The organism is Enterococcus phoeniculicola ATCC BAA-412, from assembly GCF_000407505.1.
Lineage (GTDB): Bacteria > Bacillota > Bacilli > Lactobacillales > Enterococcaceae > Enterococcus_K > Enterococcus_K phoeniculicola.
Genome location: NZ_ASWE01000001.1, coordinates 751,792 through 771,802, shown reverse-complemented (window position 1 = coordinate 771,802; position 20,011 = coordinate 751,792). Strand labels below are relative to the sequence as shown.

18 protein-coding genes and 1 tRNA gene are annotated in these 20,011 nt (G+C 35.1%); 3 read left to right on the top strand and 16 right to left on the bottom strand.

The window, feature by feature from the left end; all coding sequences use genetic code 11:
- Positions 1 to 35: 35 nt before the first annotated feature.
- The 10 genes from I589_RS03495 to I589_RS03450 all read right to left on the bottom strand — a co-directional run bounded on the left by I589_RS03495 (position 36) and on the right by I589_RS03450 (position 10,723).
- Positions 36 to 755: a WxL domain-containing protein gene (locus I589_RS03495; protein WP_010769514.1), complete on the bottom strand. Its 720-nt coding sequence runs from the start codon at positions 753 to 755 to the stop codon at positions 36 to 38.
- A 467-nt stretch (positions 756 to 1,222) separates the two neighbouring features.
- On the bottom strand, positions 1,223 to 2,314 hold the full coding sequence (locus I589_RS03490) for a tyrosine-type recombinase/integrase (RefSeq protein ID WP_010769515.1): 1,092 nt from the start codon (positions 2,312 to 2,314) through the stop codon (positions 1,223 to 1,225).
- An 823-nt stretch (positions 2,315 to 3,137) separates the two neighbouring features.
- A complete protein-coding gene (locus I589_RS03485; RefSeq protein WP_010769516.1) occupies positions 3,138 to 3,665 on the bottom strand; it encodes an IbrB-like domain-containing protein in 528 nt (175 codons plus the stop codon).
- Positions 3,658 to 4,077, bottom strand: coding sequence for a hypothetical protein (locus I589_RS03480; RefSeq protein WP_010769517.1), 420 nt, complete (start codon positions 4,075 to 4,077; stop codon positions 3,658 to 3,660). The genes I589_RS03485 and I589_RS03480 overlap by 8 nt, the downstream gene beginning before the upstream one ends.
- Complete coding sequence (locus I589_RS03475; RefSeq protein ID WP_010769518.1) at positions 4,077 to 5,390, bottom strand: DUF3440 domain-containing protein; 1,314 nt, start codon at positions 5,388 to 5,390, stop codon at positions 4,077 to 4,079. The genes I589_RS03480 and I589_RS03475 overlap by 1 nt, the downstream gene beginning before the upstream one ends.
- Before the next feature lie 301 nt (positions 5,391 to 5,691).
- Complete coding sequence (locus tag I589_RS03470) at positions 5,692 to 7,953, bottom strand: lectin-like domain-containing protein (RefSeq protein WP_245561672.1); 2,262 nt, start codon at positions 7,951 to 7,953, stop codon at positions 5,692 to 5,694.
- A gap of 58 nt (positions 7,954 to 8,011) precedes the next feature.
- Positions 8,012 to 9,010 (bottom strand): WxLIP family cell surface protein, encoded by a 999-nt coding sequence (locus I589_RS03465; RefSeq protein WP_010769520.1) that lies wholly within the window; start codon positions 9,008 to 9,010, stop codon positions 8,012 to 8,014.
- A gap of 84 nt (positions 9,011 to 9,094) precedes the next feature.
- On the bottom strand, positions 9,095 to 9,793 hold the full coding sequence (locus I589_RS03460; protein WP_010769521.1) for a WxL domain-containing protein: 699 nt from the start codon (positions 9,791 to 9,793) through the stop codon (positions 9,095 to 9,097).
- A 25-nt stretch (positions 9,794 to 9,818) separates the two neighbouring features.
- Complete coding sequence (locus tag I589_RS03455; RefSeq protein ID WP_010769522.1) at positions 9,819 to 10,379, bottom strand: WxL domain-containing protein; 561 nt, start codon at positions 10,377 to 10,379, stop codon at positions 9,819 to 9,821.
- Entirely contained in the window at positions 10,376 to 10,723 is a 348-nt protein-coding gene (locus I589_RS03450; protein ID WP_010769523.1) for an EF2685/EF0750 family sortase-dependent surface protein, read from the bottom strand. Before I589_RS03450 ends, I589_RS03455 begins: the two co-directional genes overlap by 4 nt.
- Positions 10,724 to 11,404: 681 nt before the next feature.
- Here I589_RS03450 and I589_RS03445 point away from each other — a divergent pair.
- Positions 11,405 to 12,922, top strand: a complete 1,518-nt coding sequence (locus tag I589_RS03445; RefSeq protein ID WP_010769524.1) for a helix-turn-helix domain-containing protein — start codon at positions 11,405 to 11,407, stop codon at positions 12,920 to 12,922.
- 38 nt (positions 12,923 to 12,960) lie between these two features.
- Here the strand turns inward: I589_RS03445 and I589_RS03440 are convergent, their stop codons facing one another.
- The 5 genes from I589_RS03440 to I589_RS03420 form a co-directional block, all read right to left on the bottom strand.
- The gene (locus I589_RS03440; RefSeq protein ID WP_010769525.1) at positions 12,961 to 13,998 is read right to left on the bottom strand and encodes an NAD(P)/FAD-dependent oxidoreductase; all 1,038 of its coding nucleotides are present in this window, start codon (positions 13,996 to 13,998) and stop codon (positions 12,961 to 12,963) included.
- Positions 13,988 to 14,998 (bottom strand): ABC transporter substrate-binding protein, encoded by a 1,011-nt coding sequence (locus I589_RS03435; protein ID WP_010769526.1) that lies wholly within the window; start codon positions 14,996 to 14,998, stop codon positions 13,988 to 13,990. Before I589_RS03435 ends, I589_RS03440 begins: the two co-directional genes overlap by 11 nt.
- Positions 14,999 to 15,016: 18 nt before the next feature.
- Positions 15,017 to 15,775: an ABC transporter ATP-binding protein gene (locus I589_RS03430; protein ID WP_010769527.1), complete on the bottom strand. Its 759-nt coding sequence runs from the start codon at positions 15,773 to 15,775 to the stop codon at positions 15,017 to 15,019.
- A 3-nt stretch (positions 15,776 to 15,778) separates the two neighbouring features.
- On the bottom strand, positions 15,779 to 16,867 hold the full coding sequence (locus tag I589_RS03425; protein WP_010769528.1) for a FecCD family ABC transporter permease: 1,089 nt from the start codon (positions 16,865 to 16,867) through the stop codon (positions 15,779 to 15,781).
- Between the two features lie 424 nt (positions 16,868 to 17,291).
- Complete coding sequence (locus tag I589_RS03420; RefSeq protein WP_010769529.1) at positions 17,292 to 17,948, bottom strand: hypothetical protein; 657 nt, start codon at positions 17,946 to 17,948, stop codon at positions 17,292 to 17,294.
- A 195-nt stretch (positions 17,949 to 18,143) separates the two neighbouring features.
- Between I589_RS03420 and I589_RS03415 the strand changes: the two genes are divergently transcribed.
- Together I589_RS03415 and I589_RS03410 are read left to right on the top strand one after the other, a co-directional pair.
- Positions 18,144 to 18,641: an RNA polymerase sigma factor gene (locus I589_RS03415; RefSeq protein ID WP_010769530.1), complete on the top strand. Its 498-nt coding sequence runs from the start codon at positions 18,144 to 18,146 to the stop codon at positions 18,639 to 18,641.
- A 21-nt stretch (positions 18,642 to 18,662) separates the two neighbouring features.
- A complete protein-coding gene (locus I589_RS03410; protein WP_010769531.1) occupies positions 18,663 to 19,682 on the top strand; it encodes a DUF4179 domain-containing protein in 1,020 nt (339 codons plus the stop codon).
- 163 nt (positions 19,683 to 19,845) lie between these two features.
- Here the strand turns inward: I589_RS03410 and I589_RS03405 are convergent.
- Positions 19,846 to 19,919: transfer RNA gene (locus tag I589_RS03405), tRNA-Lys, on the bottom strand.
- Positions 19,920 to 20,011: the final 92 nt, after the last annotated feature.

The following is a 20,011-nucleotide window of genomic DNA, read 5'->3' as shown; positions in this document are numbered from 1 at the left end:
TTTCTCCTTCGATAACTTTAGTTATATTTTTGTTTTTATTTGCCAACTTCTGCAGTCAATGTCCATACAACATTGTTTGTATAGTCTCCCGCTTTTGCAACATTTGCAGGAATCGTTAAGCTGACATCTGCTGCTGACCATAGTGATGTACTTGTTCCTTTACCTGCTTTTACAGATTCCGGTGCTTCAAATACTCGTTGTTCTGTTAGGTCAATTGCTACTGCTGACGTTTTTAATTTTGCATCTACCGCAGTCGGATCAGCAGCTAAGTTATTACGTGCTTCTCCAGCTGGAATATTGATGATAGAACCTGTCAATGTATTTCCTTTTGTATCATCTGTTAAATAGCGATCTTGTTTCACTGTAATAACCCAACCAAATGTATCAGCATCACGGTTATCTGTTACTTGTAGGTATTGGTTTGTAATTCCTGCAGTTGCATCTGCAGTATTGACTGCTTGGTATGTATGTTCAGCTGTATACATTTTTTGTGTACCGAAATCAAATGATTTTGGTGCTATATCAAGAGATAAAGGTCCTTGGTTTCCAGTTTCTTTTCCGCCTTCTTCTTCTGGATCTACAATTGGTTTTGTTGGGTCTGTTGGATCAACTGGACCTGTTGGCTCATCATTTTCTGTCAAAGTGACATGACCTGGTGTTGAGTAAGTTGAATCAGCAAATGCTGATAACCCACCTGACAATACAACTGTACTTACTAACAATGTTGATAGTGCTGCAATTTTCATTTTTTTCATTCTTATTTCCTCCTATTTTTTACACTCTTAAACTTTTAAAAATTGTAAACGATCATACAGCCTCCTTTCACACTGATAAGCAAGTTGCTCCATTCATAAAGAAACAAAGTAATAAACTTATTTTCTGTTTCAAATAATTCACAAAAAATTCAATTACTTTTTTGAGTGTTTTTTATGAATAAGCGTTATAATCATTCTATAAAGATATTTACACACACTAAAAAAGGCTCAATATCAGTACGTCTAACATTGGTTTTTAGGTTGTTTTTAAAGAAGGGAAAAAAGGCTCCTTTTTCTTAGAAGAAAGTATTCCAAGAAAAGGGAGCTATTTTACTTGTGAGAGTAGCTTATAAAAATGTTTTGACGGCTTGTTTGACGGTCTATTACTTTGACTTTTTAAAACAAGCGTCGATAACTAAAGTTATTTTTACTCAGAATGTCCTTCATAGAAGCACACTCATTTTTGTCTAGACTAACTGATTAATCCACTTCTTTCTTTGCGACATTTGTGACGTAATATAAATATCTAATGTCATTTTTATTGAATGATGTCCAAGTAAGGCACTAACTGAAGCAACATCCGCACCAAGCTCTAATAAGCGAGTAGCAAAGGTGTGCCGCAGCTGATGGAAATGGATCATCGTTAAATTATTTGATGAAAGAATTTTCTTAAAGCGATAGGTGATCGTTCGCGGTTCTAAGTAATGGCCATTTTCTCCAACAACATACTCACTTGTTGCTTCTTTTCTTGCTTTTTTTAAATGACTCATTATCTTTTTATTCAGCGGAATTACTCGGTGAGAAGATGAACTTTTTGTTGAACCAATAACCACCTTCGTTTTCCCCTCATTATTTGGTAACGGAATTCTTTGAAGAGTCTGCTCCACAGAAAGCTCTTTAGCCTCAAAATCAATAGCCTCCCATCTCAATGCACTTATCTCGCCGATTCTCATACCTGTGTGTAATGCTATCAATATTGGCAAGCCAAGACTTGATTCTTCTGCTGCTTTTTCTAGTCGCTTTTGTTCTTGTGAGGTTAAAGCAGGAATTGTCTTTGAAACAGATGTTGGAAAATTGATATTCTCGAACAATTCATTATTGATTCCTCTTTGCAGCATCGCATCTTTTAACGAACGTTTAAAAATTTGAACCACTAAACGAATAGAAGTAACTGATAGTTGATCTTCTACTAAAGTATCAACGAGTGTTTGTATCATCGTTGCATTCAATTGATTCAGCTTGACATTTCCTATATTTGAAATAACATACCTTCGTAATTTGTATTGGTAGCTAGCGAGTGTAGAAGGCTTCACTTGTTTTGAAAATGCACCAGCTAGCCATGATTCAATCCATTGTTCAATTGTTCCCTCATAAGTAGTACACTCGCTCGTTTGTCTTATCTCTATTTTTTTTTCGAGCAATTTTTCTCTGACCACTCGATATGTATAACCATAGATGTAGCCATATTGGATGTCTCCATTAACATGACGCTTTTTAATGTATCGACCTTCCCAACGGCCATCTTTTCGTTTATAAATATTTTCTCCTCTACGTGGCAAATTATCCAATCCCTTCTATTTTGACGGCTCAATAGACGGCTTAAAAAAACCATACGTACGAATCTTCTCTCTGGAATACCAATGAGATGAAAACATTCTTGTCTCATATCTATGCACTTTCTCCTAAAAAAAACATTTTTTTGGTCTTAAACCTTTGACACTAGAAATAACATGCATTATAATTTGATATGAGTGAGTCTTTGTAGTTATTCTAATCTAATTCTTTTTATTAGATACATCAAAAAGATGGAAAATCGATTCATTTTTTTCTTGGAATACTTTCTTCCAAGAAAAACCACCATAAATAACAACCGTATTTTCTGCAGAAAAAGAATAAACTATTTCTTTGAATTCTGAAATAGTTTCTTGATGAATTTTATCTGATTATTTCAAATAACTATGTGCTTTATTTAGTTTTTTTTCTTTCCCACTACCTCTTCACTTTTTACGACACCATCCTTTCAATCCATATTTATCTGATAAACACTACTTAATTCCCCTGCTAGTTTCATTTTTTTCATCCCTGATCTATATAAACGGAAAAAGAACATTTAATAAGAATAGGTTCCCTCCGATATATCTCTTTTCAAAATAATTCTTTTAAAAAATCTTTTTTTAAACTTATATTTTCTTTATTTGATTTTTTGAAAAATTTGACAAACTTTTATAGTAGAGTAGATTACAAATTTTCAGGTGATCCATTGTCTCCTGTTTTTTTCATGTAGTTCTAAAAAACTCAGCTTACTAAAAGCTAAGCCTCCTATTAACAGGAAGAATTGCTACTAAACTAAAAGATGAATTCACTTTCCACGCTAGTTAGTCACTAAGTATTCGGATAATATTTTGCTTCAAATACATCCCATGACTTACTAAATTCATGATTAATAAATGCTTCTTTTAATCCAGTAGACTGCTTTAGGCGCATGATTTCTTCTGTCTCCATACCTAAATGATCTGATATTTTTTTATCTGACCACCCTTTATTTGACAGCATCAACACTATAGAAGCCAGTTTATCAATTTGATGTACCCCTCTTGCACGGTTGTGACGAATAGTGCTGGCCATCCGATTTTCAATTTCTTTTTCAATCAATACGACTGGAAGATGACTCAGCTTAAATTTTGTTTTTCCAACAGTATATCGGTGAAATCCATCCACAATCAAATAGATATCTTTAATCTTGTCATAGTAACAAACAATCGGCTGGGTAAAGCCATCTTCGCTTATTGAACGTTCAAGAAGTTTACGCTCATTTTGTGCCATTTGATTTGGATTGTACCCATTCGCACTAATTTGATCAACGGGCACCATCATTGGGTGCATCACAGGAAACTTTATCCCTTCATTCAATGACAGGCACCTTCATTTCTAAATATAAATAATTTTTTGAAAAACGTTGAACTTTAAATCCCTTATATTGAAAAAAAGAGGCCTCTTCTTTTGTCTTCACTGCTGTAAATAATAGTGGCTTGTTTAGTTTTTTCGCCTCACGAATGGTTTTAGACACAAGCTTTTTCCATAATGCCTCATCATTTAAAACGTAAACATCCCCAATCTCGACTCCCCTTCTCTTTTCTTCAAACGAGGAAAACCCGATAACTTTTTTATGTTCATCTTCAATAACGAACCAAGAAGTCTCTGGAGAATTAATAAGATACGGAAATTGTGTACGATAGGTTCTTTCTGCAAAATATGCCGCCATTTTACTATAAAAGATTGTCTTATCATATGGCTCTTTAAACAAATACCAGGTATTCTTCATCAGTCACTTTCACTCCTCAGTAATTTTTGTTTAATTTTCTGATATACTTTTCCTTCTAGTTCATCAATTCCAGTAACTTCTTGAAACTGAAAATACAGTTTATACAATTCTTTTTCGTCTTCTTTTGTTAATGCATAATCACGAGTCGTTAATGCATAATCATTTTTCTCCAGTGCTCGTGCGATTCCTTTCCAATCATGCCACAGTTTTTCATCTGCCAGCCATTCTTTTCGAGTTGATTCATCTGGCATATCATCCGGAGTAATTCCATAGTTTTTCTGGTAATAATCCATTAGAATTTTAATTTTCCGATAATAATGATCTCGAAGCCCTGTACTGGTCAGCCCAATGGTTTCTAAAAGGTAAATGGCATATTCTTGCCATGTTAAATGTTTGGGTTTGCTTGATTGATGATGACCAAGTAGAGAGGTTTTTGAATAAAATCGCCCAAAATCAGCACCACTCACCCGATTGACTACTTTTTGCCATAGCTCTGGTTCGATTACTGCAAACTGACTTAGACTTTTACGCTGCTGTAAACCATAAGGCTGACAAATTCTCATATGTTGAAAAGCAATCCCCATTTTGTAAGACTGCTCATAAAACTGATTAAAATCCAGATCCAATTGAGCAACTGCTCCCCAAACATCTTCGACTTTCCAATCGTAAATTGGATAGAAGTTGTAGGTATCATCAAAAAATCGTTTTATCCAGCTTATTTTATGATATTTATTTCTTTTTGACAGGATACTTGAAAGTCGATGAATGCTTTCTTCTGCACGAATGCCGATTCCACAAGCTACTGGTTCAAAATTTTTCTGTTGATGATACCAATAGATAAAGTAACGCATAAATCTATCAGGATTTCCGTTGCTTTTATAGAAAATATCACGTAATTCTCCATCTATGTCCGACTCTTTGATTGCATCTTTTGGCATCGCTTGAATCCATTTCTCTTCTTCTTGAGGATTCCACATCATCCATTGGGGTTGAAAAATACTGACATTGTTATCTTCAAAAAAAGGAAGACAAAAATGATAGACATTCTCCACATTAGACAATCGTTTCATTCTCTCTATGAACTTGACCGTACTTGTGTAATTTGCTTCAATGTCCAAAATAAATAAGTCAAATTTTTTCCCCATCTTCTTTGCAACTCTATTCGCAATCTGCACCATTAAGCCACTATCTTTCCCACCACTTAGGGAAAAATAAACGTGATTAAACTCAGTAAAAATATAAGTAAGACGTTGCTCTGTTGCTTTTAAAACATCCATTTTTTTATACTGTTTCAACTTACTGGCTTCTGTCATTCATCTGAGTCCTTCCCCATCTGTATTTTTACATTATAACATTGAAATAAAAAAATATGATTTTCACAATTGAATGGATATCCTACCAAAAGTTGGTTAGCCAAAACGGTTGACTTTTAAAATAAGAAGCCAAGACATCACTCCAAAAGTTCTGTCCTAGCTTCCTTAGCTCTTATTAAAGACAAGAAAAGGAGGTGCCCATCTTCCGTTTCACTCTCCAAAATCTCTAAAAGCGAAACATTCTAAGAATTGAAGGTCTCCCTATCCATTTCGCCCTTATGTCTTTGTTTCCTCGACATAGCTACGGTCCATCAACAAGTGTCCAATTGAGTGTCCCTGTATAAACGCCCGCGTAATCTGCTGAATTGACTAACAGTAGAATTCCTTCATTATCTTTCCATGTTACAGGTACTTCTGAAGTATTTGTTGTGGTATTAGTAAACACAGTTTCTGAAACACCAGGTAGTATGTCAGTATTTGAAGTTCCTTTTCTGTAAATTAGTCCTTCATTTAAGTTGTTGGCTGAAGTTCCCCCATCACTGAAGCTATGGTCCAACGTCAAATCAACATGCCAGTTTCCCCCAACACCGCGTGTATCTTTTACTCGAATGTCCCAATCCTTATTTCGAGCAACCATCTTTTCTTTTAGTGGAACCTCAGTTGTTTGAAAGCTAACCTTTGAAGCGACGTTTGTAAATGACAACGTTCCATTTACTTCAATAGTAAGTGTCTTCCTTGTCGATTTGTTTTTATCTGGATCAATAATATAGACAGTCACTTTATGCAGCCCAATTGTAAGGTATTTGCCATCTATCTCATGTGTATATGGGTTGTCAGCTCCCAACACAGGATTTTGTTCCTTAATAGGTCCCACTACCTGCCCATCAATTTCATAATAAAATTCTGCAGTCGGACTATCTTTATCTGACCACGTACCCTTCAAAGAATAAGGAACCCCATATTCAAGCTTTATCGTTTTTCCTTCATCATCAACTGTAAGCTCTGGCGCTGCTTTTACTTGAATGGTTAATTGGGTATGCGCAGATTCAGCACCGTGGCTATCTATCACGTAAACTTCAACCGTATTTTTCCCTAACACCAAATCAGAAGCAGAAATAGTGTGGGAGTATGCAGTCCACGTATCAGCAGTTACTGTATCGGCGTTTTCCAGACTCTCTTTTCCATTCACAAGATAGTGAAGTTCACCTTTTGTTCCATCTAAATCTTTCCATTTTCCAGTAAGTGTATAATCGTTCCCCAAAAGATTCGTTTGTGTAGTTCCCGAATTATCTAAAGTCAATTCTGGTGCCGTGTTTGCTGCAATCGAATAATTGACAAAATTACTTGCCTCAATATGATTTTTCCCAGCATAGACACTATTTTCACTTACTTGAGCTAGGGCGGATACTGGATTTACTTTCACTTTGAATGTCAAATACGCAAGATTTTCAGTTGCGTTCAATGTCCCCATATTCACTTGAAGCTGATTTCCATTCCATGAAGAATCTGGTAGTGGTACCTCAACGTTTCCTGTTGATTTTCCTTTTAAGCTTCCTGGAACATATGTGACATTCCCTGAAATTTGTAAATTAGCCAATACATCCTTCCACTCCTGTTTACCAGAAAGATAGCTTCCTTCCACTCTATAAGTGAGTGTTTGCCCACTATTGACAGTTGTTTGCTCTACACTGTTTCCCGCATCGTCAACAATTGTCTCCACTAATGAAGCATTCACTAAACCAGGAACCGTTTCAAATACCATCCGGTTCATTTCAATTTGAGCACCTGTTGAACCGGTAAATCCCCAATACACTTTCGTAGATTTAAAAACATTTTGAGTATCAATTGAAACTGCAACTGGCGCCATATTATTAAACTGATAGGTCAATGTTTGACTTTGCGAAGACCATTTAATATTGAATGGAATCCATTTGTCTGTTGACAATTCTCCCGGGTATTGTGTATTGCGGTGATCCATATAACGTTTCTTTTTGAACCAATCTCCAACATCTGTATAATCATGATACATTGACCGATCGCCAGGAAAATTCCACGCCACATGATCATCTCCTGAAACATCAGTATCAAATCCTCCATTGGCATTATCATGCGTATCAAATTCAACAGCAAAACTATTTTTTATTCCTTTATCCCAAACTCCATAACTACTGGAATCCCAAACACCTAGCTGCGCCCCATCGCCTTGAACAATTTTATTAGGACCTGAGGGGTCATTTTGCATAACAAATGCCATTCCATCAGCGGCACTCGTACCTTGATCCCCAAAATAAATATACATAGAGGATTCAAAATCTTTTGTTAAGTCCATCATATTATTAGGCGTAGACCAAATGGCACCATTTTGATTTTTTAAAGTGTCTGTCAATTGTACAATATCCCCATCCGCAGTTGGAATAAGCTGGCTATTAGATCCTGCGGGTAGTTGAAAAATATTCGTCAATTCAATGTGTGGTGGAGGAGAGCTTTCATTCGTAGCATCTACAGATATTGTTTGTCCGAAAACAATGATAAATAGACCTGCTAGTCCAAGTAGCAATATCATCTTTTTCACCCTTTTACCTCCTTTATTTCATTTGCTAAATTCATTAAACTTATTTCATTCATGCTTTCTTTTTTTTTGAGAGTAGAAAAAGAAGAACTAAAATAATCACAACTAAAAGACTCCCTACAACGATGTAAACGAACTGATTATCCTTTTTTAACTCTACTGCCTCACTATTTAAGGCTTTTGACTCAGAAGCTTTAATTTCAAAGTCCTTTGTCAGTTGCCATTTTCCATTGTTTGTCTGAATAGCCAAATTTACTGTATATACTCCAGGCTCCAATGGCTCATTATCCCAGCTAATTGGAAAATCAAAATTAGAATTAGGTGCCATCTTCATATTCTCTTTTTCTGTAGAATGGATGACTTTTTTCTGACCTTTTTTTGTGATTTGAGCAACCACTTTCATTTTTCCTTCAAGCTTAGGCTGAGTATTTTGAATATTTGCTGTGACTGCAGTTCGATAATTTTCTAAATCTGGATGGACATCGTTCAAAGTGAGCTCTGACTTTACTTTATTATCATTTTCTGAAAGTTCAACGCCTACCGCTACGGAGTATTCATTTTTAATTTGAACATTCTTTTGCTTTTCTTTCTCTTGCTCTGTTTCAATTTTCTTCATATAAATCCCACCCAAAATAGTCCCATCAAATTCTTTTTTGGGTATATTCAACTGAAAATCGACTTTTTTTGTCTTTTTTGCTGGAAGGACAATCTTTTTTTCTCCTGATATTAAATCTGAAAATTCATACGTCAGCGTGTTATCAGCTTTTACATCGGATTGTTTATAATCGATTATTCCATTTCGATTCGTTACGGCCGTATTGGTCTCAATAGCTACGGTTATCTCTTTATCTGATGAGTTCGATAAAGAAAGACTGATCGTTTGTTTTTCTCCTGGCTTCACTCGTAAATCAAAGTATGATTTTGTTTTATCAATCTGATTTTCTGAAGGAATCGTTTGGACACCAAAATCCATTTTCTCCGCAAAACCAGTTTTACTGAATGTCAGAAGGGAAAAAAGAGTCATTCCAAAAATGATATATTTTTTTTTCAAATTTCTTACTCCTTAGTTACATCATAAAAAAGAAATGCCAAGATAAGTGATAAAAATATATTTATCTCAGCATTCCATCATACATTAAGGTGCTACTGTTAGTGTCCAATCAATAGTGGCAGTATAAGAGGTCTCATCTGCAGAACCTGGCAACACTTTTAATAAAACGTTAGCATTGTCATTAGCTGTGCCTGACCAAACATCAACCCATGTTCCCTTTCCTTCCCCTACTTGAGCATTCATAATAGGCTGTGCGGATTGATTCGTAAATGATACACTTTGCTGCGCAGTTGGAGCTGCAGACACATTTGCTATATTTGTATTTGTCTGACCGTTTAAAAAAGTCAATTCGGCTCCCTTTAAGACTTTTGATCCTGTACTATCTTTAAATTCAGAAGCTGTAGCAACTAAATTCCAACCCTGACCTTGACCAGTTTTATCTGTCACCTGAACATATGGATTTTCATTTAATGCGTGATAAGTTTCTGTTTTAGTAGAAATATCATGTGTACCAAATTCAATGTTTGAAACAAAATCTAAAGATAGTGGTCCAGGATTTCCTGTTCCCGGATTAGTAGGGTCAACTGGATCGATTGGTGGATTCGGATTATCGGGATCGGTCGGATCAACGGGATCAGTTGGATCTGTGTTTCCTCCCTGAAACTCAACATGGTTTTTTGAAGAGGCAGTACTTGGTGTCGTAGCAGCCGAAACTGTCGTTCCTAACGCAAACACTGTACTCATTGTAATTAAACTAATCGCTGTATATTGAACAAATTTCATTTACTTTTCTCCTTTTTTTAAATGATTATGGATTAGGTCCATCTGTCAAAGTCCATTCAATGGTCGCTGTATATGCACCGGCATAGTTTCCACTTGGAACTTTTAACTGAGCATTATCATACTGCGAATCCCATTGCCCTAAACCTTCTCCCGCCTGAGCATTTAAAATCGGCTGGTCAACAGAGTTTAACACGGTCGCTACCCCATCAGCTGGCTTCGTCGCATTCCCTGAGGTAACCGGAACAACTGCTGGCAAAGTGAATTCCGCCCCCGTCAGTTGATGCGTACCATCGGAAAAATCGGTAATATTTGCGGTAACATTCCAGCCGCTTCCAGTTCCACGTGTATCAGCAACAGAAAGTAGTGCATCTGCATTTGTCGTATATGTTTGTTCTGTTGCCTGTATCTCGTTGCTTCCAAAATCAAAACCAGGTACTTCGTTCAATGCTAAAGGACCATTTGGATTACTGGTTCCTGGAGTTAATTCAACAATTCCATCAGAAGTATCTGCCAAAGCTGGCACACTTAATGCTAATAAAACCGTTGAAAGTAACGCGTTTACTAATAATTTATTTGTTTTTTTCATTTTTCTCTCTCATTTCTTTTTCTATTTATTACCAACCATACAGACAGCAGTAGGAGAAGAAATATTCCAAAAAAACCTAGATTGCTTGATTTTTCTTCTCCTGTTTGAGGCAATCTTTTTTTTGAATTATTATGATTCTCATTGTTAGACGGTGATGACCATTCCCCATCAACAAGGTGCGAATTATCCTGGCCAGAACCTTTTTTAAAAGTAATTCCTGCTCGACTGCTCGCATCTGCCAACGTTCGTGTGCTCGCTTGTGCATAGAGAGTACTAAAACCAATTAGAAGAATTAGCAGCAATCTTCCCCCTATAAGCGTCCACCGAACTACGTGTTTCTCCATTTGCCAACCTCCTTTTATCCCTCCATATTCAGTTGATTACTATCCAGACTTCTTTACATGATGTTGTATCCTTCAACAGCTAATCTGTTTAGAAAAATGGACGTCTTTCCAAGCTTCCTCCCCTTATCCATAAATTACATTGTTTCCTCTCTTCCTCTGGTGATATAAAAGATGCATCCATGGATTTCAACGTCGCATCTCTAGAATTTAATCACTCAGTCCCCAAAAAAGAAGATGATTCGTAAACGTAATCTACAGTCAACAGCCTATCAATTCCTTTGATGAAAGTATAGATACCCCTATTTTCTTTTTTGACTATAGTTTATTTCAAGAAAAAAAATGAATTTATTCCATTTGGTTTATTCCGTCGACAAAAATAAGAATATTCACAAAAAAAATAAGTATTTTTATTGCAAAACAAGCTCTTATATCATATTTTGACTCAAAATTAATTCCATAAATAATACAGGAAAGCCCTCTTCACTCCCAGATATGCATTTAAACCATATTTCCGAAAAAATATAGTGAATTTTAATAAATATTCATTCAAAAATAAGAATGATTCCATTTAAAATTTGATTAGAACTTGAATTTATTCATTTCATAATATCAACATCTGCTTTTCATATTAAACAACTCATGGTATCTTTATTCTTATTCGGGGAGAGGAATGCATTAAAAATGATTTTAAACAAACGTGAAGTAGGAAAATTAGCTCTGTTGAAGTATCTTGTTGCACAAACTGCACCTGTTCATAGAGAGCGTATCCTTTCCAAATTCAATATTTCATTATCAACCTTAAAGCGATACACTCATTCCATGAATGAAGACTTGAAAAGTGTAAAAGAATTCAATCAAATTCAAATAATTGAGGATGATGGTTATTTTTTTCATAATCCTACACCTTTTAATGGTCAGTATGTTTTAAAAAAGATGAATTTTAGCTATCATCTGGATTCACTACAATTTCAATTATTCGAGAAAATTTTCTCGAATTCCATCCGAAGCATCCATGATTTAGCCACTTGTCTTTCCATTAGTTTGCCGTATCTTTATAAGCTACTTTTAGATGCAAATCAGTTTTTAAAGCCGTTCTTTATAAAGATTGATTACTCAATAAATCTCGATAATATCAGTATTTCCGGCAGTAATGAAAATATCCGATTGTTTGAAACCTATTTTTTTTGGAACGTCACTCAAGGAATTGATTGGCTGTTTCAAAATATTTCAATTGATGAACTGTTTTCCTGTTTTACAGAACAAGAGTTTCGTGCTTTCTTTGACTCCTCCGCTGCAAAACAATCAAAGTTCTTACATTCATTAGCTGTTATTCATCAGTTATACCCCTCTGAAGCAAAAAGGCTGGCTCTTCATGAATCACTTAAAGAGGTCATGGCAGTTTTTCAATCAGAAAATGACTTATCTGGACCACTGATTCGTCTGCTAAAAACAAGCTATCCTGAAATACACGATGAAGAAAGTTTAGAATCTGAAGGATTATTTTTTAATTTTATGAGTCGCATTTTTAGTTCTTACAGAGATACGGATGACACTCAAATAAAGATTGGCCAGAAATTAGCTGAAGTAAATAACGACTTAATTCTTTACTGTAAGCAATTAGTTACAGCGCTGATTATTGAATATCCTGAAATAAAACGCTCGCCAAATTATAACGATCTAAGATACAAACTTTTATATTTCTTTTCGTTGTATATTGCAAATGTTCGATACATTCGATTTGATTCATCTCACTTGCAGGAATTTATGTTTATAAATCCCAATCTGCAGACTGTAAAATCAACACTTTATACTAAAGGAGAGGAATTTTTCAATCGATTCTTAGCTAAAAATCCTATTTTAAAAGATCAGGAGATTTCACCTTTCCATTTAACGCTGGCACACAGTCTAATCTATTATTTTTTGTCTCAAATTGAACAAACACCTCTGAAAATCTATATTCAATTTTCAAAAAATATGTTTGGCGGTGTCTACATTCATAGTCAGCTATACAATTTATTTGGTCGTGAAAACATCACTGTTGTTGAGGATATGAATTCAGCGGACATTATTATTTCCGATTTTTATGAAAAACGTTATAAAAGTGAAAACTATTTCTATTTCGATGATTTAACGGATCAAGAAAGCTGGACAAAACTTTTTATTTTTGTCCATCGGTTCCAGCTGGATCATGCGATTTAAGTTCAGTTTAACTAAAAAAAGGATTACTAGAAATTTTTCTAGTAGTCCTTTCCTTTAATCAATTCTTCATTTTTTTTGTCAAATTTATGATTATGTGAAGAAACCATTCCATAACTATTACTTTCAGGTTCAAGATACTGTTTAATTTGATTAATACTGTTAGCTGCTTCCTGAAAGACACCCGCCAAAAGATAAAGTTTTCCTTTTGAAAACTGGATATCTCCAGCAGCAAATATTCCTTCTATATTTGTTTTTGTCGGTTCCTCACAAAATAGATAAAACTCTTCCTCTTTTTTAAATGGAAAGTCAAGAGACTCTAAAAATGTACTATCTCTGTCGTGCCCATGCTGAACGATTAGATGGTCAACCTCTACTTTTCTTTTATTATTTAATACTAGACTCATCGCACATGTCTCACCTTTTTGAATTTCTTGAATCTCGGATTCAAAAATGAGCATTCCACCATTTCGTTGAAATAATTTGGCAGATGCTTCATGTGCTTTTAATGCACTTCCTCTATAGATAATTGTTACTTTCTCTGCAAATTTCAAACACTCATTCGCATAGTCAACAGCTGCATCTCCTCCACCAGAAACCAAGACGTTTTTTCTTCGAATCATTTCTTGGTTTGGAAAAGAATAATGTATATTTCTCTTTACATCATCATGCACAGGAATTTTAAGCTTTTTAGGTGACACAATTCCACCACCAATGGCAAACAAGACTGCGTGACAAGGATGCACACGACCTTTTTTATCTTCTACATAAAATTGATTGTCTTCTTGTTTTATCCGCGTAACCTTAGCATCTGTATAGAGAGTCGCATCAAAAGTTGTTGCTTGCTCAATTAAATTTTGACGAATGATATGACCCTTTGTTGGTGGTAATGCTCCGACATCCCAAACAAACTTTTCAGGATAAAAATTCAGTTTTCCACCTAGCTCTTCTTGTGCTTCCAAAACAGTGACTCTTATATCCCTTAATCCCGCATAAAACGCTGCATATAAACCGGCAGGCCCTCCACCGATAATAACTAAATCTGTTACTGGTTCCATCTCGTCTCTTTTAGTTACCATACAATTCCTCAACTAGAAGCTCCATTCCAGTTAAAGACTGATAACCATAACCAAACATATAGTTATAGTCAACAGAGTAAACCTGTTTATTTTTGATTGCTTTCAAACTTGAAAGTTTTTGATTTAATAAAACGGCCTCTACCATTTCATTTTTTTTCGCTCCTTTTTGATAAGTGGACCAGTCAGGAACAATTAACACATCAGGATCTTTTTCAATTAAGGTTTCTAATGAAACATCTCCTTGAATATCACGTAAAACATTGTCTAGCTTAATCATTTCAACCATTGAATTAAAGAAACTTTCTCCATTAGCTGAATAAATTGAAATTTCACTAGGATCACTCATAAATAATAAAGCAAAAGTCTGTTCAGTTCCTACCTCGTCAACCTTTGTTTTTAAGGTCTTCTCTCGTGTTTCTAGTTCTTTTTTAAACCGATCTGCTGCAGGTTTAGCCTCAAAAATACTTCCTAAGTTATCAATATCCTTATAGACAGAGTCAAATGTCGCCTTATCTGTAGACGTTTCTTGAATGTAGGTAGAAATCCCCATTTCATTTATAGCATCTACTGTCCCATTTCCCCATTCCTCATTTTCAAAAAGTCCCCCACGTCCGAAGACTAAATCAGGATCAACACTTAACGCTGTTTCTTTACTAATATACCCATCTGAGAGATGATTTAATTGCTCAAATTCAGACGATACGTCAGGATCTGCCATACCGAAAACAGCACCTACCCCTACGATTTTCTCTTGAAGTCCTAAATGGAGCAATAGCTCAGCCGCTGGTCGGGTATTTGCCAAAATTCGCTCTGGGGCTTTATCAAATACTTGATCCTTTTCATGCCACTGAGTTCCTCCCTCAGCCTTTGTATAATTTTTTATTGTTAGTGGATAAGTCCCTGTATTCTTGACTTCTGTCTCTTTTTTATCTGCTGTTCCACAAGCACTTAATAATCCTACTATTGTGATTATTAATCCAACATATGTTACCTTTTTCATGAAATTTTCCCACCTATTTTATATATAGTAATGAAAAGCAATACGATTCGTCACTGGATGCTTATAGATTTCGCAATGAATACCATATAGCTCTTCAATTATTTCTTTCGTTAAGACGTCTTCTGAACAACCTTCTGCTATGACTTGCCCATCCTTCATGGCAAAAAGATAATCACAATAAGAAGCAGCCATATCCAAATCATGTAACGCTGCAAGTACGCCTATATCTAATTTTTTAACCGTATCCATCAGCTCTAATTGGTATCGAATATCCAAGTGATTGGTAGGCTCATCTAAAATGAGAAACTCGGGTTGCTGTGCGAGCGCTCTTGCAAGGATAACTCGCTGTTTTTCCCCGCCAGAAAGAGAAAGAAAGCTTTGCTCTTTATAATCGGTTAGTCCCATTTCTTTAAGCGCTTGTTCAGCAATAATAAAATCTTCTTGCGAATCACTTTCCAATAGTCGTTTATGTGGGGTTCTTCCTAATAGAACCATTTGAAATACAGTAAAGTCAAAGCTTAATTCATTAAACTGTCCTACTACGCCCATTTTTTGAGCAACTTTCTTTGCTGGAGACTTTACTAAATCCATCTCTTTGTAGAAAATCGTTCCTTTAGCTGGAATCAACCCTTTATAAATGGATTTTAATAAGGTTGATTTTCCACTTCCATTTGGCCCGATAATCCCCACAAACTGATTTGTTCTCATTGAAAGAGAAATTTGTTTCAATAACTCTTTTTTACCTATCTTGACGGACAAGTCATTTATTTCAAGCATTTTTTATCCCCCAAACCGATATTCTTTTTTTACAATAATATAAATAAAAATTGGTGCACCAATGATTGCTGTTAAAATGCCAATTGGAAGCTCCGTGTTTGGTAATAATATACGTGAAAGTAAATCTGTCCATATAAGAAATAACGCCCCTATAAACCCAGACATTGGCAATAACGTTTTATGATCTGATCCATATATTCCGCGAACAATATGAGGAATAATCAAACCTACAAATCCAATCATCCCTGATCCAGCAACGATTACGCCTGTTAATAATGAAGCAACTAACATATAGATTCTTCGATAACTCGTTAATGAAATTCCAAGCGTAATCGCTGTTTCTTCTCCTAAAAGCATCGTATTTAAAATACGAAATTGGGAAGAAAAGAATAAGGTAATCAAAGTCGTTATCACTGCTAGAAAAGGTAGTTTCCCCCAACTAGCAGAGGCAAGACTTCCCATCGACCAAAACGTAACAGTCTTCATCCCTTCTGAATTATTTGCCAGAAAAATAATTAAACTTGATAATGAACCAAAAATCGAATTAATCACTGTACCTGATAGAACTAATTTTATGGAAGTCATCTTTCCACCAATACTTGAAAGAACCAAAACAAAAAATGTTGCAAGAAGTGCACCCATGAATGCACTCATTGATAAACCTATCTGTGAGAATATCGAAGCTGAGCCAAACCCCACCATAATAGCAAAAGTAGCACCCAGTGAAGCTCCTGAGGAAATCCCCAAAATATAAGGATCTGCTAAAGGATTTTGAACAACTGCCTGCATTACTGTACCGCTAACAGCCAATCCACACCCCACAAAAACCGCTGCTAACACTCTTGGTGCTCGAACAAACCAAACAATATTTACTACTGACTGACTAATAGAGTCAATAGAGCCCACTGCGCCATTTGTTGTTTTATAAAATAAAATTTGAGCTACCTCATGAAACGAAATATCAGCCTGACCATTTCCCAAAGAGATAAGGATGGATAGAAGAAAAATACTGATGAAGCCAAGGGTAAAAAGTATCTGTATTTGTTTACGAAAGCCAACTGCTGATGTATTCGTAGTTTTTCTTAATTGCAATAAGGCACCTTCTATTCTTTTACTCTGCAGAGTATAAATTCCAAACCATTCAATTGAGAATGATTCTCAATATCAATCATAGTAACACGCTTACTTGTTCATTACAATTATCTTTTGTAAAAAAAATTCTTTTTGAGTTTTTTTCACAAGAAGTGGTCTTTATTTGGATAAATTTCTAGATGTGGATATCTTCTATGGAAAAACAAGTAAATGATTGAATCTACACAAAAGAGTGCTTAGATAGGTATTTTTCTCATACCAATCTAAGCACTCCGTTCAGCTAATATCCCTCATTACTGGTAAAAATATCACCTCGAGTGATAAATACTTTTAGTAGCTCTTTAACTGTCCCCTCAATCGTTCAATAAAGGTGCGTTATCTTGAACGATGCGGCTTTTTGTCTGAAACAATTACATGCTATTATCTATTTATTTTCTACAGTATAGTAGGTACCTGACTTAGGATTTTTTGTAAAGTACGTTGAGGTTCCAGAAAATCTTTCTGGTGTACCAACTGTGACCGCTATACTGTTCCCAACTGGCTCACCAGCATCATATGAATTCCAAGCATCCGTCTCACTACCCACGGCACCTCCAGAAACATAGGTATTATATGTTAAGTTTTTACCAGCAGTACCTGTAGTCTTAAAAAGATAGCCTGCAAATCTTAATCCACTACCTGAAAATGCAGAAGATTCATATTTGGCACTCAGATTGAGACTAAAAACAGTTGAGGCAGGCGAGGTTCTCCTAGTAGAGAGAGAATTAATTTGATAATTGTCCTTGCCATCTTCAACAGAGTTAGAGAAGAGAAATCGCGCTTCTGCGACTGAAATAGCACTTTCATCTGTTTGACTATCATAATAAATAGTATTTCCATCTATGTCTGTAGTCATTCCCTGTCCGTATAAAAAACCGCCCTCTGGTAAAATAGAAACAAGATCAGTGTCTTTAAGACTAGAAAATAGTTGATTTTCTTTGTAACTTGTATCAAAAGAATCTGCATGTACCTTAACTAAATCAATCATAAACACTCCAACAAGCACTACATCACTCAACAATAATTTTTTTGCCAACCTCATAAAAAACCCTCTTTATTTATATTTTCACTTCACTAATATAACCTGATCCCTATACAAAGCAAACGTTTTCTCTCGTTTCTGTAGTTTTTCTAACAAAATATAACTTAATAAATATTTTTAATCTCATTTAAATTTAATGCAACCTTTCCCCTTTCGAAAGACTCTAATTAGTATAGATACTAAAGGAGGAGAACATTGGCAAATACTGAATTTTTAGTCAAGCAGGCTCAAAAAGGAAACCATGAAGCATTTATTCAACTTATCACTGCATATGAAAAAATATTGTTTAACACAGCGAATAAATTTTTAAAAAATCAGCAAGATGTGGCAGATGTCATGCAAGAAACCATATTAATTAGTTATCGAGATATCCATACACTTAAAAATCCAAACTATTTTCACACTTGGATTTATAGAATTCTAGTGAATAATTGTAAAAAAATTTTAGAGAAAAATAAACGAGTCTCTTATGAAGAATTCGATATTCCAACCAATGATTCAACGGATAAGCTAGAGCTAGCAGAATTAATCAGCTATTTATCGGACAAATATAGGATTCCACTTATTTTATATTATTACAATGATTTTAGCATTAATGAAATCAGTCAGATTTTGGAACTACCTACTGGAACAATTAAATCAAGGTTACACAGAGGACGTCACTTACTGGAAAACAAATACTTGAATTCTTAAAAAAGAATGGAGGAAAAAACAATGATAAATGATTTTGAAACACAGTTGAAGAAGGCGCTCCGTAAAGAAGAAGAAATGAATCTAAAGACAAAAAATCGTATTTTCAGTACATTTGACCTGATTCGAAAGAGAAAACAGAGAAAACAGAGATGGGCAAAACTGGGAATCGTAACTGCAATAATGCTTGTCGTTGGCTTTCCTTTATTTAAGGCAGGCTATGTTACTGCTGCTGTTGACTATATACAAATGAAACTTTTTTCTGAAACGGTTACTAAAAATCATTTTATTCGAACTGAAAATAAACAAGAGACAGATGGTGACATCGATATAAAACTAGAATCCATTTATTCAGACGGAAATGAGCTAGGTTTCTATCTAACAATGGACTACTCAAAAAATAGAGAAATGGTTGACAATGAACATAAAGTTGATGATTATTCATTGTCAATTGATGTAAAAGATTCCAATGGCTCAAATCTTCCAGGAGCTCAGGGATTAACTCCACATATGGATACCAAAAAACATATTTTACAGTATTACTGTAGAATGAATCCTGTTGTACCAGGAGAATTTTCTGACTTGACAGGAGATCTTACTATTGAGATAAGTAAGATAACTGGCTTCTATAAACAAAGTAAGCCTGGATTATCAACCAAAAAACCTGTTATAGTTACTGGTAATTGGCTGTTTTCAGTAAATAATTCCACAATTAAAAAATTTAATCCTCTATTATTTATCCCAGAAAAAGATACGATTCTCCCAATAGAATCGGCCACAGCCTATCCTAGTAGCTTTGTTGTAAAATTTAGTGATTACAAACAATTTCTTGAAAAGATACCAAAAGGCTCTGACGAGAATCCATTTCAACTAAAGGTTGTCGAGGGGGAAAAAATTTCATACTACGCCCCTGTTCGCTTTTCTCTTGGAGGAGAGAATCAGAACACCGAATATATGACTTTTAATTATACAGGATACGATAAAAAGGCCATCATTTCCCTATCCGTTAAGAACCTAGAGGAAATTTCTTTAACGATGCAATAATGACTAACAAAATGATACACATTAATTTAGAAAAAAAGAAACTGGTGAACAGGTATTGTACACTGTTCATCAGCTTCTTCTAAAAAAAAGACATCGCAATCCCCATTTTCTAAACGTTATAATAACGCCAATGGAAATCCGATGTCGCGGGTTTGGCACCCAATGGGGGCATAGGGATTCGAACCCTAGACCCTCTGATTAAGAGTCAGATGCTCTAACCAACTGAGCTATGCCCCCGTAATAGTAATGAGCGATAAAATTAAATTAGTTAACTTAATCACTCAGTTATTTTAACACTTTAAAATTTTAATTGCAACACTCTTTTGTCT

Coding starts and splice junctions, on each gene's coding strand:
- I589_RS03495 (WP_010769514.1), bottom strand. CDS start 755: ATGAAAAAAATGAAAATTGCAGCACTATCAACATTGTTAGTAAGTACA.
- I589_RS03480 (WP_010769517.1), bottom strand. CDS start 4,077: ATGAAGAATACCTGGTATTTGTTTAAAGAGCCATATGATAAGACAATC.
- I589_RS03475 (WP_010769518.1), bottom strand. CDS start 5,390: ATGACAGAAGCCAGTAAGTTGAAACAGTATAAAAAAATGGATGTTTTA.
- I589_RS03470 (WP_245561672.1), bottom strand. CDS start 7,953: ATGATATTGCTACTTGGACTAGCAGGTCTATTTATCATTGTTTTCGGA.
- I589_RS03460 (WP_010769521.1), bottom strand. CDS start 9,793: ATGAAATTTGTTCAATATACAGCGATTAGTTTAATTACAATGAGTACA.
- I589_RS03455 (WP_010769522.1), bottom strand. CDS start 10,379: ATGAAAAAAACAAATAAATTATTAGTAAACGCGTTACTTTCAACGGTT.
- I589_RS03450 (WP_010769523.1), bottom strand. CDS start 10,723: ATGGAGAAACACGTAGTTCGGTGGACGCTTATAGGGGGAAGATTGCTG.
- I589_RS03445 (WP_010769524.1), top strand. CDS start 11,405: ATGATTTTAAACAAACGTGAAGTAGGAAAATTAGCTCTGTTGAAGTAT.
- I589_RS03440 (WP_010769525.1), bottom strand. CDS start 13,998: ATGGTAACTAAAAGAGACGAGATGGAACCAGTAACAGATTTAGTTATT.
- I589_RS03435 (WP_010769526.1), bottom strand. CDS start 14,998: ATGAAAAAGGTAACATATGTTGGATTAATAATCACAATAGTAGGATTA.
- I589_RS03430 (WP_010769527.1), bottom strand. CDS start 15,775: ATGCTTGAAATAAATGACTTGTCCGTCAAGATAGGTAAAAAAGAGTTA.
- I589_RS03420 (WP_010769529.1), bottom strand. CDS start 17,948: ATGAGGTTGGCAAAAAAATTATTGTTGAGTGATGTAGTGCTTGTTGGA.
- I589_RS03410 (WP_010769531.1), top strand. CDS start 18,663: ATGATAAATGATTTTGAAACACAGTTGAAGAAGGCGCTCCGTAAAGAA.